Here is a 13242-nt window from a genome sequence, read left to right on the forward strand (position 1 = left end):
GTGAGGAGTTCTCCCATGGCCCTGGACGCGGACGCTCGTTCCGTCGCCGCGCGGCTCGATCGGCTTCCGGTGACGCGGTGGCACTGGATGCTGATCGTCGTGGTGGGCCTGGGGACCTTCTTCGACCTGTACGAGGTGTTCCTCGGCGGGGTGCTGGGAGCCGTTCTGACCGAGCAGTGGCACCTGGGCACCAACGGTAAGTCCCTGGTCATCGCGTCCGGGTTCGCCGGAATGTTCGTGGGTGCGATCGGGCTGGGCGTGGCCGCGGACCGGTTCGGCCGGCGACGGATGTTCCTGGTCAACCTCGGCCTGTACTCGCTGCTGTCCCTGCTCACCGCATTCGCGCCCGACCTTGGCATCTTCCTGGTGCTGCGGTTCCTCGGCGGTCTGGCGCTCGGTGCCGAGCTGACGCTCGTCGACACGTACGTCAGCGAGTTCATGCCCCGTGGGGGCCGTGGCCGCTACCTCGCCTGGGCGTACACCGTCGGCTTCTGCGGCGTGCCCGTCGCCGCGTTCCTCGGTGGCCGGTTCGTCGCGGGGCGGCATCTGCTCATCGACGGCTGGCGGTGGCTTCTGGTCGTCGGCGCGTTCGGTGCTCTGATCGTGTGGGTGCTGCGCGGCCGGCTGCCGGAGTCGCCGCGCTGGCTCGTCGCGCAGGGCCGTACGGCCGAGGCGGAAGAGATCGTCGCCCGGGTCGAGGCGACCGTGGACGGCCCGCTGCCTCTGGTGGCGGCGGACCCAGACGTGGACGCGGGCGCGCCCGCCGCGCGGGTCGGTCTCGGGGAGATGTTCGCCGGTGAGTACCGGCGCCGCACGGTCATGCTGTGGATCTTTCAGGTGCTGCAGACGGTCGGCTATTACGGGTTCGGGTCGCTTGCGCCGGTGGTCCTGCATGCCAAGGGGTTCGATGTCGTGCAGTCGCTGGGGTATGCGGCCCTCAGCTTCGTCGGCTATCCGGTGGGGTCGGCACTGTCCATCCCCATCATCGAGCGCATCGAGCGCAAGGCGCTAATCATCGGGTCGGCGCTGGTCATGGCCGCGTCCGGGCTCGTGTTCGGGTACGCGCGTGACACCGCGCTGATCGTGGCCGGTGGGTTCGTGCTGACCTGCGCGTCGAACGTGTTCTCCAACGCCTTCCACTCCTACCAGGCCGAGATCTTCCCGACGGGCATCCGCAGCAGCGCGATCAGCATCGCCTACTCGCTGTCGCGGGCCACGTCGGCGGTCCTGCCCTTCGTCGCGCTGCACGCGCTCCAGAACCTGGGTGCCGGGGCGGTCTTCACCGGTTCGGCGGTCGTCCTGGTGCTGCTGTGCCTGGACGTCGCGGTGCTCGGGCCGCGTAGCACCGGCCGCAGCCTAGAGAAGGCCGCGCGCCCGCTCGACGGCGAGCCGGAACGGCCCGTCGACGGCGCCTCTACCTGACCCACGCCCGGCCGGTCGGCCTGGACGGAGTGCCCACAGCCGTCGGCCGGTCCGGAACGGCGTCAGCGGACCGGCTGCGGCTCCATCGCGGCGCGGTCGTCGAACTCCCGGCGGGCTCGGAGGATCTCCCGGGCGTGTTCCAGGGACCAGTCCGCGATCGCGCCGGTCAGCCGTCCGGCCTCGATCCCGAGCGGTGTCAGGCCGTACTCCACTCGCGGCGGAACGGTCGGGTAGACGGTGCGGCTGACCAGCCCGTCGCGTTCCAGGGCGCGGAGCGTCTGGGTCAGCATCTTCTGCGTGATGCCGTCCAGGACGCGCCGCAGCTCGTTGAACCGCATGGGCCCCTCCTGACGTCGCAGCGCGGCCAGGACGTACAGCGCCCACTTGTTGGCCAGCACCTCGATCACCGTCCGCGAAGGACAGTCACGGTGGTAGGTGAAGCGACGGTCGGTCCGGGCCGATGAGGCGGTATCCATGAGGTACCTATATATCGAACAGGTGCCTACTTCACAACGGGTACCGCCCTCCTCCACGATGAACGTACGGCCGGGACGGCCGCCCTGAGGAGGAGAGAGACCAGATGAGTACACGCATGCGCGCGATCAGCCTGCGGTCCTTCGGCGGCCCGGAGGTCTTGGAGGTCATCGAGACCGACCGGCCCGTCCCCGGTCCGCAGGACGTTCTCGTGCGGGTACGGGCCGCCGGCGTCAACCCTGCCGATTGGAAGAGACGCGCCGGGGTCGTGCGTCGATTCGGCGAACCGCCCTTCGCTCTCGGGCTCGACCTGGCGGGGACCGTCGAGGCCGTCGGCGATCAGGTGGAACGGTTCCGGCCCGGCGACCCGGTGTACGGCGCGGTGCTGCCGCCCAGCGGCTCCTACGCCGAGTACGCCATCGCTCCGGAACAGGCGCTCGCGCCCGCCCCGCCGAGCCTGGACCTCGTTCACGCCGCCGCCCTGCCCACCGCCGTGCTCACCGCCTGGCAGCCTCTCGTCCGCGTCACCGGGCTCCGCGCCGGGCAGCGTGTTCTCGTCCACGCCGCAGCCGGTGGCGTCGGGCACCTGGCCGTGCAGATCGCGAAGGCGCGCGGCGCGTACGTCATCGGCACCGCCCGCCGCGAGAAGCACGACTTCCTGCGCGAGCTCGGCGCGGATGAGCTCATCGACTACACCGTCACCGACTTCACGACCGTCGCCCGCGACATCGACGTGGTCCTCGACCCGATCAGCGGCGAGTACGGACCCCGGTCGCTGCTGACCCTCACTCCGGACGGCGTTCTCCTCGACGTCCGTGGCACCGGTCCCGACCGGACCAAGACCCGCGAAGTCGCCCGTGCTCGCGGTCTGCGCTACGTCGAGTTCGGCTTCACCCCCTCTGGCGACGACCTTCGTGAGGTCACCGACCTGGTCGAACGCGGTGCCCTGCGTGTCCTCGTGGATCAGGTCCTGCCCCTGGAGGAGGCGGCGAAGGCGCACGAGCTCAGCGAGACCGGCCGCGTCAAAGGCAAGATCGTGCTGACCGTCGGATGACCGCGCGGCGTACGGCTCGCGGCGGCCGGGCGGAAGACGCCGGCTCCGTCCCCCGCCGGGCGGAAGATGTCGGCCTCGTCCCTCGCCCGCCGTCATCCGGTGATCGGGTGGGCCGATTGGAAGGCGAGGCGGCTGTCGGCGTCGGCGGCGATGGCGGTCAGGAGGTCGTCGAGGTCGAGGAACGCCTGCCAGGTGGCCTGGCCGCTCGCCGCCGTCAGGTGATCGACCACCCTCTGCTCCAGGTTAGGAACGCGCTTGCCCTTCCAGACCTTGTCGGCGAGGCTCACCAGCAGGTCCTCGATCGCGATGCCGGGTTCGGTCCAGGCGGCGTGAGTGCGGGCGAAGCGGGCCAGGTGCTCGTCGACGCCGCGGTCGAGCAGCAGGCGGTGGCCGGCCTCCTCGTGGGCGGATCCGGGGCCGGACAGCTCATCGGTGTGGATGGTCTTGCCGATGTCATGTGTTGCCGCCCCGAACAGGACCGCCTCGCGGTCGACGGCCATGGTGCCGTAGTGCTCGCCGAGCCAGTTCAGGATCTGGTGGGCGACGTCGTGAACCGCGCGCAGGTGGGCGGCCAGCCGGGGCGGGGCGGCCGATTCGCGGAGCAGGTCCTCGACGCGTCGAGGGAGCGGGTGTAGGTCCGGGCCGGATTCGGTGAGGGCACGCTGCAGCGCGGTCGAAGCCACGCGCTCACCGTAGCCGTCGGTCTCCATCCTCGCTTCCCGATGGCGGGCGCCTCGTGCGACCGCCCGTCCGGCCCCCGGCCCCGCCCGTCGGCATTCGTCGCGCCAGCCCAAGATCGAATAACCCCCAGGCCATGGCAAGATCGTCTTATGCGGACATATCGGCATCTAAGCCATGCTCTGGCTTCCCTCCCCCGTTGCCACGGCCGTGTGACGGCGGTCGAGTTCGTGGGCGCGTGACGATGGTCGAGGAGAACACGGGCCGGACGCTCCGCCCGTACGTCCTGGCTCCGGGCGAAGGACTGATGGCGGCGGCGCCCGATGGCTCCGTCATGCGGCTGAAGGCCACCGGGGAGTCGACCGGTGGCGGTCTCGGGATGGTCGAGGGCATGGACCCGCCCGGCTTCGCGACGCCGTTGCACCAGCACGGCTTCGCCGAGCTCTGGTACATCCTCGAAGGCCGCTATGACTTCTACGTCGCGGGCGAGTGGTTGTCGGCCGAGGCCGGAGGGGTGGCGTTCGTGCCCGGCGGGCTAGTGCACGGCCTGCGTGCGGGGCCGGAGGGCGGACGCAAGCTGACGATGATGATTCCCGGTGGGCCCGAGAGCTTCTTCCGCGACGTACACGGCCTCATCGAGGCGGACGCGATGACGCCGGAGAAGGTACGGGCGCTGGGCGGCGAGTACGGCATCGAGCTGATCGGTCCGCTTCCCGAGAAGTGACCGCGTGAACTCGGTCACGGGGATGTGGTGATAGGTGGTGAAACATCCGCCGATCTGAAGGGTTCCCGATGGCCGTTAGTCCGTGGGGGGCGTACCGGCGATGACCACGTCGTCCGGTTCCGATTCCCGACATCGATCGGATGCCGAGCTGATCGCCGAGTCTCGTGAAGATCCTGAGGCGTTCGCGGGGCTGTTCGATCGGCACTGGCCGATCCTCTATCACTACGTCACGCGCCGGCTCGGTCCGGACGTCGCCGAGGACCTTGTCGGCGACACGTTCCTGACCGCGTTCGAGCGGCGGCACCGATTCGATCCGCGTTATGACGATGCGCGGCCGTGGCTGTTCGGGATCGCCACTAGGTTGATCTCCCGCCACCGAAGGACCGAAGGCGCCCGCTACCGGGCGCTGGAGCGCAGCCCCCAGGACGTGGCCGTCGAAGAACCGGCGGACCGGGTGACGGCGGCGATGTCCGCCGTGGCGGTCCGTCCGGCACTCGCTGGAGCGCTCGCCGGCCTGTCGGCGCGTGACCGCGATGTTCTGCTCCTCATCGCCTGGGCGGAACTGTCCTATGACGAGACCGCTAGCGCGCTGGACATCCCCGTCGGAACGGTCCGTTCGCGGCTCAACCGGGCCCGGCGGAAGGTACGCGCCGCCCTCGGCGACACCAACCCTCTGCTCGTTGAGGAGACCGTCTCATGAACGACATGGAGCTGCTCGCCGCGCTGGGCGAGCACCTGGACCAGGACGCCCCCGCCGCGCTTCCGCGACAGCGGCAGCGAGTGGTCACCGCGAGCCGTGGCCGGCGGCGTTCGGCCGTCGGGATTCTTCGCCTTCGGCCGGCTCTGACCGCGGGGGTCGCGGCCGTGGCCGTGGCATCCGTGGTCGGGGTGGTGGTCGGGACGGGTTCCGGCCGGCCGAGCCCCGCGCCCTCCACGATCCGATTGGACAGCGCGTCCGTGACGCTGGACAGGGCGGCACAGGCGATCGCGGCACGGCCGTACGTGACCCCTCGGCCACACCAGTGGATCTACACGAAGGTGGCCGAGTACGGCACCAACACCGCCGGGGGAAAGCGGCCCACGTTCAGCGAGACCTGGGTCCGGTTCGACGGCCGGCAGGAGGCCGTGATCGAGGGCGGAAGGCTCACCGTCGACCAGAAGGCGGGAGGCAGCGATACCGGCACGCCCGAAGGGGCCGCTGCCCTGCTGCGATCGCTGCCCACCGATCCGCAGGCCCTGCTCGCCACGCTGTCGGCGAAGGCCGGCGCCCAGCCGCGCGGCGACGCGGCCCCGGGTCGGGACGGCCTGCTGTTCGCCAACATCGTCCAGCTGATTCGGAACGCTCGGATCGGCGCTCCGCCCAAGACCCAGGCCGCCCTGTACCGGGCCATCGCGACCCTCCACGGCGTACGCGTTGAGAAGAACGTGGTGGACGGCCTCGGCCGGCACGTCATCGGCGTAACGCAGGGAAGCACTAACAGCTACGTGCTCCTCAGCCCCGGCACCTATCAGGTCCTCGGGATCCAGAGCGTGTGGAGCGGGCACCCGACCCCGACCGAGGTCCGCCTGGCCAAGATCAAGAAGTTCAACATCGACCTGCCCAAGGGCGCCATCACGTACGGCCTGGTGACGGTCACGACCGCCACCGTCGACCACGCCGGTCAGCGCTGACCACCGTTAGGAGACGACCCATGTTCAAAGGCATTGCATCGGGTGCGCTCGCGGTTGTGGCCGTGATCACATGCCGGGGCCGGTCCGCGTCACACGTCGACGTTACGGCCTCTTCGATGGACGCTGTCCGGGGTGGTCGACGACCCCTGCCGCGAGGAGTGCGGACAGGCTCTCGATGGTGCCCTTCTTGATCATTCCGTGGTCCCTGACTGCCTTGAGCCGTTCGCCACGGTAGGCGTAGGTGGAGGGATCCAGCAGGATCTCTTCCACCAACCACGCCCCGGCGGCGGCTTGGACGAGGGCGAGCGCCGGCCGTCCCTGATCGTCCACTGCCGCCTTGTTGACCGTCACGTCGCGGATCTTCGCCATGGCGCGGTAGGTCGCGGACTCGAGTCCGGGCGGCAGTACGCCGACGTTCAGCACGGACATGAGAGCCGCCCACGCCCGGGCGTCAGAGCCGGTGGACTCGCCGGGGACCCGGGTCCTGCGAGCCCATGCCAGCAGCGCGTCCGGGTCGCGGGGCAGCGCGGTCAACGCGGCGTAGTCGCTGGGGAAGGGACCACTGCCGGGCGTAGAGATCACGAACCTGCCGTGATCGATCCTCGCCCACCGCTTTCCATCGGCGCGCGTCCAGTGCCGGTCGACCGTCGTCTTCCGCGGTGACGTGGGAGTCCATACGTTGCCGCGGCTCGGAGTGTCGATCGAGCTCGAGCGGACCTCGGTGTAGATCCACTGGTCGGGCCGGGGACGGGTGACCGCCCGCTTCGCGGCGGCGCCCGCGGCGCGGTGCAGGGCCACCTGGGCGTTGGCGACCGAGTCGGCGGGCAGGCCCGGCAGGACCGGGCGGGGATTGCCGTTCTTGTCCGCTCCGCCCAGGCCCTGGGTCACGGTGAGCCCGGCCGTGATCGCCACCGCCAAGCCTCCGGCCGCGACGAGCCGTACGCCGGACCGCCTCGATGAGAGGCGGCGTGGGGTCGCCGGGGCGCCGGACGCGGTCACCCGTGCGAAGGCCGCGCGGCCGGTGGCGTCCTGTCCGGCGCCGGCGAGAGTACCGCGAGGGACGGGGTTGGCCGGTGCGAGCAGCCGGCGGACGTCCTGGATGTCTTCGTTCATGACTGGCGACTCCCCTGCAGTGAGGCGATGGGCGGGCGATATTCCTCGGCGTCGAGTTCGGCGAGTACGGCCGACAGCCGCCGCCGGGCGCGGTGCAATCGGACCGAGAACGTCTTCACCGAGCATCCGGCGACGACCGCCGCGTCCTTGGTGTCGAGTTCCTCCCAGCCGACGAGTTGGAGGGCCTCGCGGTCGCGGGCGGACAGCCGACGCAGTGCCGCGCCGATGCGCCCACCCTCGGCGAGCCCCGTCGCGACGTCGGCGACCGGCGCGTGGCGGTCGCGGTCATCGCGCAGCCGTCCCCACAGGAGACCGCGCCGCCGATGGCCGCGCGCCTCGTTCGCCAGTACGTTCCGTGCCACATTGAGCAACCACGGGAACGTGCGGTCCGCCGGTATGTCGTTCCGGCGCCGCCAGGCGATCAGGAACGTCTCCGCGGCCACGTCACGCGCCGTCTCGTGGTCGACTCGCCGGGCCGCGTAACTCAGCACATCGTCGTAGTGCGCGTCCCACAGCTCGGCGAAGCCATCATCCGCATCCGGCACGCCGACTCCCTTCTCTCGTGCCGTTCTTCGCCCCGAGATGTCCGGCACTCCGCTTTTCCCTACATCTCCACGCGAATGACCTGACGCGGGTACGCCCGACCGGTGACGTGGATGTCGCGCCAGGTCTCCTCGGACGGTCTGCCGGATTAAGGTGCTGAGTGGATGTACGGGCCCATCGATGGGGGAGAGTGCTCGTGACGTACGCCTTGGACGCCGTCCTGGTCCGTGTCATCGGTGCGGCGAACGTAGTGGTGTTCCGGATGTCCCGGGGACGCGTGCTGTTGCACAGGTTCGACGGGACGCCCCACGTGCGGCTCACCGAGATCGGTCGGGTCCCCGAGCTCGATCCGCCCTCGGTCCAGTACCTGCGCGACGGTGACGACTACGTCCTCCTCGTACCGGCCCGCCTGTCCGATGCGAGGTGGGTACACGACCTGCGCGCTGCCACAAACGCCACGGTGGAGATCGAGGAGGGCACGGCGCGTTCGGCCGTCTCGGTGGTCGGTGCCGGAGAGGCGGACGCCGAGGAGGTGCGGCGGCTCCACGAGCAGGTCGGCGGCGTGGTGATCCGGGAGATGGACGCCGACGTCTTCCCGGTGGTCGGCGAGGCGGAGCAGTCCACGGCGGCGGCTCGCCTTCTCAAGGACGCCTCACTCGATGAGAGGTACGACATGAGGAAGGAACGCCTGCTCCCCGTGGCCCGCCTACAGGTTCATCGGCCCTAGCCTGCGACGCGCCCGCGCCCGACCCATTCATGTGTCGGTCGGCGGCTCATTTGCGGTCGATGGAGAAGCTCGTGCACCCGCCGATATCGGCGACGACGCTTCCGGAGATGCGGGAGGGATGGTCCTCGGGAACGTCGGCGCTGAGCCCGACCATTTCGTACTCGCCCGGCCGGTTGATCCAGCGCTCGCCGCGGAGCTCGAGGTGCCGGGAGGCGAAGGTCCCCTGCATGGTGTACGAGCCGGACGGGACGGACGGGTTGCTGGGGTTCGCGGAGAAGTTGAAGGTGGCCTCCACCCCGCCGCCCGTCGCCGACGGCCCGATGACCAATTGCAGGTTGGTCAGGCCCTGTGCGCAGGTGTAGGTGCCCTGCCAGGTGCCGGCGACGACCGCTGTGCCGGCGGCACCTGGCGGGGTCGTCGGATTGCCCGGTGTGGACGGGCCGGCGGCTCCGGTCCCGCTCACGCCTTTCGGAGCACCTCCCGGGTCTCCGGAGTCCTTGGTGCCGCGTGTCGCGGCGAACGCGACGATGCCGGCCACGGCCAGCAGCGCCAGCGCCGACCCGGCCACCACGACGGCGCGTTTCGCTCCGGCTCCGCCGGAAGGCCGGGACGGAGCGACCGGCCAGGTCGGCTGTGTGGAGAGCGGTGGGTAGGCCGGCGGCGGCCCGCCCAGCGGTGGGTGTTCCTGCCACGGGGCCGCGCCGGGAAGACCCGGGGCCTCCCATCCCCCGACGCCGTTCTCGGGTGTCCACTCGATCGTGCCCGCGCCGAATCCTTCGGGACGTGCGCTGCCCGGTGCGGACGGTGTGGGCGGAAGGATCTCAGCGGCGGGTGCGGCTGGAGGGTCGTCGAGCGGCCGGGTCCCCGACTCGGCGGGAGGCGGTGCGTCCGCGCCGATGGAGGCGTTCCGTTCCGCGATCATGGCCGCCACCGCCGGGGGAAGCCAGTTGCTGGACGTGTCCACCGATGGGGACAGCTCGCGCAGGACGTCCGCGACGGCGGGACGGGCGGCCGGGTCCTTGGCCAGGCAGGCGACGACCAGGTCCCGGACCGGCGGGGGCACGGCGTCCAGGTCGGGCTCCGCGTGGAGGACCCGGTAGCCGGTCGACGCCACCGATCCCCCGTCGAAGGGTCCCCGGCCGGTGGCGGCGAACGTCAGTACGGAGCCCAAGGCGAACACATCGCAGGCGGGGCCGAGGTCGCCATCGCCGTGGATCTGTTCGGGGGACATGAAGCCCGGCGTGCCGAGCGCCGCACCGGCGGCCGTGATCCTCGCGGCGTCCATCGCGCGAGCGATGCCGAAGTCGATGATCCGGGGACCGTCGGCGGCCAGGATGATGTTGCCGGGCTTGAGGTCCCGGTGCACCAGGCCACAGGCGTGGATCGCGGCCAGTCCCTCGGCCAGCCCGGCGCCCAGCGCCAGGACGGCTCGCCGCGGTAGTGCCCCGTACGCTTCGACCGCCTCCCGCAGCGAGGGGCCGGGAATGTACGCGGTGACCAGCCATGGAGGAGCAGCGGTCGGGTCGGCGTCGACGACCGGAGCGGTGTGGAAGCCCCCGACGCGGCGAGCCGCCTCGATCTCCTGGTCGAAACGGCGGCGAAAGCCGTCATCGCCCGCCAGCCCCGGCAACAGCACTTTGACCGCGACCGGCCGCCCACCCGGCGAACGGCCGAGGAAGACCTGTCCCATGCCTCCGCCGCCGAGCCGACCGAGCAGCCGATAGGAGCCGATCTCTCGTGGGTCCTCCGGCCGCAAAGGTCGCATCGCCGCATGCCCCCGTCCGTTCCGGCCGTCGAGGCCGCCGACGGTCGTACGGCCCTTGTCGCGATCATTCCAGGACGGAACCATGCGATCCAACCATCTCGCGCAGCGCATTGCACCGGCACATCCCGAATGCGCTGCCGAGATCAAAGCGCTCCTCGCCCAAGCGCGAGCCCCCACCGTTCAGTACGGAGTGGTTCGGCCCAGCGATCCTCCTGCGACCTGTTCGCCCGGAAACGACCTCATTGACTTCTACCCTGGCGCCGCCTGGCCGGTACGGTCCGCCGTGGAGCTCTTTCTCCCGCCACGGCCGGGCGTCATGGTTCACCGGGAGGCGCCCGCCCGGCGAATTGCCGCTAACCTCGCATTCAACGACATTCACGCCAGCAGAAGAATTCATTTCCCCTCTGTCTCGGCGATGTGGCCTTCCAGGTCCCGCAGCGAGAATTTAGCCTGGCCACTCGAGACCGATATCGCACCGCATCATTACCGACGAAAGGGGCTTGATGGTGCTCGCCAGAACGTCGATGGGGCCAGTCGCGATCGCGCTCACCTGCAACCTCCTCGGGACGGCGTACGCTGCCGGAACACCGATCCCGCGCCCGGACGAGCCGACCCCGCCGCCGAACGCAGGGCAGGGATTCACCGGCACCGACTCAGCGAACGCGCGGGCGGTGGAGGGCTGCTGGTTAAGCGCCCATAAACCTTTCGTGCTGCACACCAGAGATCGGCACATTCACGGGAAGTCTCAGGTAACCAGGTGTACCACTCCGGCTCCCGTCTCCTGCCACCTCCAGTCGCGGCTGCAGATGTGGGTTCCCTATACCGGTCAGTGGGTGCAGAAGGGCGAATGGGAGGACGCAGGCTGGAAGCCGTGCCTGCCTGGAATCACCCTGACCCCGTCCTACAAATGCCCCACCCACTCGACAGAGCACGAATTCATCACCGACAGTTGGCTGACGATCGTCACCCATCAGGCCGGATCAGCGTCGAACTACGTGAACAGCCCTCGCGAGAAGTTCGTCTGCAGCTGACACCGATGCCGTCGGCGCGGTCCGCTCCCCCGGTCACCCTGATGCGGGCGGTCGCCGGTTGCCTCATCCGGCAACGAAGGTGGCGCGAAGCAGGCGGGCCATGTGCTCGCCGGCCTGCTCGGGGGTCCAGCCGCGGTCGGTGAGCAGCGTCTCGCTCACCCCGTTGGAGATCAGGGCGAGCAGCATGTCGGTGGCGGTGTCGACCGTCCAGCCCGGCGCGAGCACGCCTTCCTCGTCGAGCCGCCGGATGAGCGCGCGGTTCGTCTCGTACCGCCGGGGCTGGCCATGGATCTTCTACCTGAACCTGCCGATCGGGGCCCTGGTCATCGTCATCGCGCTCGTCCAGATGCGGCCCGACGGTCCGCTGAGCACCCCGGACCGTACGCTGCTGTCCGAGACGACGGTGCTGGGCGTCGCCGCGGCCGCGCTGCTGCTCGGGCTGTCGCTCTCAGCCGGTCACGGGCTGTCCTGGCTGGCGCTCACCGCCACCGCGGGGGTTCCGGTGGCGATCTGGTGGCGGTCCGCCTCCAGCCGGGCCGTACGGGCCTTGATGCGGACGCCGGGCGTCGCAGCGCCGGTGAGCCAGGTGCTGCTGAACGCGGTGACCATCTCGCTCGTGGAGTTCATGGCGTCGTTCTATCTCCAGCGAGTGCTCGGCGTCTCCGCCGCCACCGCCGGTACGACGGTCCTCGCCCTCGCCGTCGGGAACGTCGTCTCCGGTCCGATCGGCGGGTTCCTCGCCGACCGGTGGAGCGCGCCCGGCGTCGCATGGACGGGCATTCTCATCACCACCGTCGGGGCGTCACTGCTGGTCCCGCTCGGCACCGGCCGGCACCCGGTGGACGTGGGGTGGCGGCTGGCGATCGTCGGAATCGGAACGGGCGTCTTCGCGGGACCCAACTTCGCCATGGTCATGTCGAACGCGCCGGGCGCTCTTCACGGCACCGCGGGTGCGGCGCAGAGTCTGGCCCGACAGTTTGGCTTCTCCCTCGGCCCGGCGCTGGCGACGACCGCCTGGGCCCTGTCCGGATACCGGCCCGGCGGCATGCACGCGGGCATGGCCATCGCCGCTGGGTGCGGCCTCATCGGCCTGTTCCTCCGGACCCGGACGCGCCCCCTGCCCGCTGCGCCGGACGCGGAGTCCACCGGCGCTGTGGACACGGATCCGTCCGTGACCGCTATCCCTGAGTAGGCGCGCCGGGCATCGCCGGGCGGCTGTTCGCGCCCGGCGATGCCCGGAGGCTGCGGCTTCCTACACGCCGCAACCGCAGCGATCGACGGCCACATCGTCGATGACCGGGCCATAAGCGGTGTTCGTCGTGCTCGAGAACTGGACGGTGGTGGCGACCCCGGTCGCCCGGAACCTGACCGCCCGTGTCACGTATCCCATATTGGCGCGGGTGTGACCGGTGATGTCGAAGGAGAAGTTCTGCGCAAGGGCGCCGTTGATGAAGACCTGTCCGGTCTTCACGGCCGGCGACCCATCGGGATTTCCGGCCAGCGCGTAGATCACTTCGTATACGACGCCCGGACGTGTCGAGAAGGTCTGGGTCACCCCGCCGGCGGATCCGGCGCTCAGGTCGAGTGACTGGCGTCCGTCCGCGGCCTGCCAGAAGCCGGCGCCGATCAGGTCGACGCTCCCATTGGTCACCCTCCATGGTCCGATGGACTGTCCCGCGGCAAAGTCCTGGAAGGTGCCCGGCCTTACCACTGGGGACTCGAAGCTGCCGTCCGCCAGCCCGGACGTCGCATTGGCCGGAGCGGCCGCGAAGGCTGCCGCTCCGGCCAGCGCGCCGGCCAGGCCGGCGCCGGCGCAGAGCCGCCGCAACGTGGTGGGCCGGCCACCGCGAGCTCGCGGCGCGTCGGAGGCGAACCGGTCGGCCGAGGTCGCGTCGATAGCCATGATTCTCCTTCGTTCGTGCGGTCCATGTGCACGAATGAGCGACTAGTGCCGCATCAAGCAACGTTGGTCATGTAACCGGTCCAGGTGCGGATGGTTGATTCGGGGGCGAAGTCGCGTTTGGGCTGAGCGCGGGCATT

Annotated in this window: 15 protein-coding genes; 8 read left to right on the forward strand and 7 right to left on the reverse strand. The window is 70.3% G+C overall.

Annotated elements, in window-relative coordinates; all coding sequences use genetic code 11:
* The first annotated feature begins 15 nt into the window (after nt 1–15).
* Nucleotides 16–1422 carry an MFS transporter gene (locus AB0I04_RS23410; protein WP_360887920.1) on the forward strand — a complete coding sequence of 469 codons (1407 nt, stop codon included), beginning with the start codon at nt 16–18 and terminating at the stop codon, nt 1420–1422.
* A gap of 62 nt (nt 1423–1484) precedes the next feature.
* Here AB0I04_RS23410 and AB0I04_RS23415 read toward each other — a convergent pair whose 3' ends face one another.
* On the reverse strand, nt 1485–1898 hold the full coding sequence (locus tag AB0I04_RS23415) for a helix-turn-helix domain-containing protein (RefSeq protein ID WP_360887923.1): 414 nt from the start codon (nt 1896–1898) through the stop codon (nt 1485–1487).
* A 104-nt stretch (nt 1899–2002) separates the two neighbouring features.
* On the opposite strand from AB0I04_RS23415, the gene AB0I04_RS23420 reads away from it, so the two are divergent.
* Nucleotides 2003–2950 (forward strand): NADP-dependent oxidoreductase, encoded by a 948-nt coding sequence (locus AB0I04_RS23420; protein ID WP_360887926.1) that lies wholly within the window; start codon nt 2003–2005, stop codon nt 2948–2950.
* A gap of 92 nt (nt 2951–3042) precedes the next feature.
* Here the strand turns inward: AB0I04_RS23420 and AB0I04_RS23425 are convergent, their stop codons facing one another.
* A complete protein-coding gene (locus AB0I04_RS23425; RefSeq protein ID WP_360887929.1) occupies nt 3043–3633 on the reverse strand; it encodes an HD domain-containing protein in 591 nt (196 codons plus the stop codon).
* 239 nt (nt 3634–3872) lie between these two features.
* Here AB0I04_RS23425 and AB0I04_RS23430 point away from each other — a divergent pair, with 239 nt between their 5' ends.
* From AB0I04_RS23430 to AB0I04_RS23440, 3 genes are all read left to right on the forward strand, one after another.
* On the forward strand, nt 3873–4352 hold the full coding sequence (locus AB0I04_RS23430) for a cupin domain-containing protein (RefSeq protein WP_360887981.1): 480 nt from the start codon (nt 3873–3875) through the stop codon (nt 4350–4352).
* A 100-nt stretch (nt 4353–4452) separates the two neighbouring features.
* A complete protein-coding gene (locus AB0I04_RS23435; protein ID WP_360887933.1) occupies nt 4453–5052 on the forward strand; it encodes an RNA polymerase sigma factor in 600 nt (199 codons plus the stop codon).
* Nucleotides 5049–6023, forward strand: a complete 975-nt coding sequence (locus AB0I04_RS23440; protein ID WP_360887935.1) for a CU044_5270 family protein — start codon at nt 5049–5051, stop codon at nt 6021–6023. Before AB0I04_RS23435 ends, AB0I04_RS23440 begins: the two co-directional genes overlap by 4 nt.
* A gap of 102 nt (nt 6024–6125) precedes the next feature.
* Here the strand turns inward: AB0I04_RS23440 and AB0I04_RS23445 are convergent, their stop codons facing one another.
* Nucleotides 6126–7136 carry a CU044_5270 family protein gene (locus AB0I04_RS23445; protein ID WP_360887937.1) on the reverse strand — a complete coding sequence of 337 codons (1011 nt, stop codon included), beginning with the start codon at nt 7134–7136 and terminating at the stop codon, nt 6126–6128.
* Nucleotides 7133–7681 (reverse strand): sigma-70 family RNA polymerase sigma factor, encoded by a 549-nt coding sequence (locus AB0I04_RS23450; protein WP_360887940.1) that lies wholly within the window; start codon nt 7679–7681, stop codon nt 7133–7135. The genes AB0I04_RS23445 and AB0I04_RS23450 overlap by 4 nt, the downstream gene beginning before the upstream one ends.
* Nucleotides 7682–7875: 194 nt before the next feature.
* On the opposite strand from AB0I04_RS23450, the gene AB0I04_RS23455 reads away from it, so the two are divergent.
* Entirely contained in the window at nt 7876–8406 is a 531-nt protein-coding gene (locus AB0I04_RS23455) for a hypothetical protein (RefSeq protein ID WP_360887943.1), read from the forward strand.
* 46 nt (nt 8407–8452) lie between these two features.
* Here the strand turns inward: AB0I04_RS23455 and AB0I04_RS23460 are convergent, their stop codons facing one another.
* On the reverse strand, nt 8453–10255 hold the full coding sequence (locus AB0I04_RS23460) for a protein kinase (RefSeq protein WP_360887946.1): 1803 nt from the start codon (nt 10253–10255) through the stop codon (nt 8453–8455).
* 419 nt (nt 10256–10674) lie between these two features.
* Here AB0I04_RS23460 and AB0I04_RS23465 point away from each other — a divergent pair, with 419 nt between their 5' ends.
* Nucleotides 10675–11202 (forward strand): hypothetical protein, encoded by a 528-nt coding sequence (locus AB0I04_RS23465; RefSeq protein WP_360887949.1) that lies wholly within the window; start codon nt 10675–10677, stop codon nt 11200–11202.
* A 63-nt stretch (nt 11203–11265) separates the two neighbouring features.
* Here AB0I04_RS23465 and AB0I04_RS23470 read toward each other — a convergent pair whose 3' ends face one another.
* Nucleotides 11266–11427: a hypothetical protein gene (locus AB0I04_RS23470; protein ID WP_360887952.1), complete on the reverse strand. Its 162-nt coding sequence runs from the start codon at nt 11425–11427 to the stop codon at nt 11266–11268.
* 22 nt (nt 11428–11449) lie between these two features.
* Between AB0I04_RS23470 and AB0I04_RS23475 the strand changes: the two genes are divergently transcribed.
* Nucleotides 11450–12394, forward strand: a complete 945-nt coding sequence (locus AB0I04_RS23475) for an MFS transporter (protein WP_360887955.1) — start codon at nt 11450–11452, stop codon at nt 12392–12394.
* A gap of 60 nt (nt 12395–12454) precedes the next feature.
* Here the strand turns inward: AB0I04_RS23475 and AB0I04_RS23480 are convergent, their stop codons facing one another.
* Nucleotides 12455–13105, reverse strand: a complete 651-nt coding sequence (locus tag AB0I04_RS23480; RefSeq protein WP_360887958.1) for a choice-of-anchor C family protein — start codon at nt 13103–13105, stop codon at nt 12455–12457.
* Nucleotides 13106–13242: the final 137 nt, after the last annotated feature.

The sequence above is a fragment of the Actinoallomurus sp. NPDC050550 genome, assembly GCF_040655075.1.
Lineage (GTDB): Bacteria > Actinomycetota > Actinomycetes > Streptosporangiales > Streptosporangiaceae > Actinoallomurus.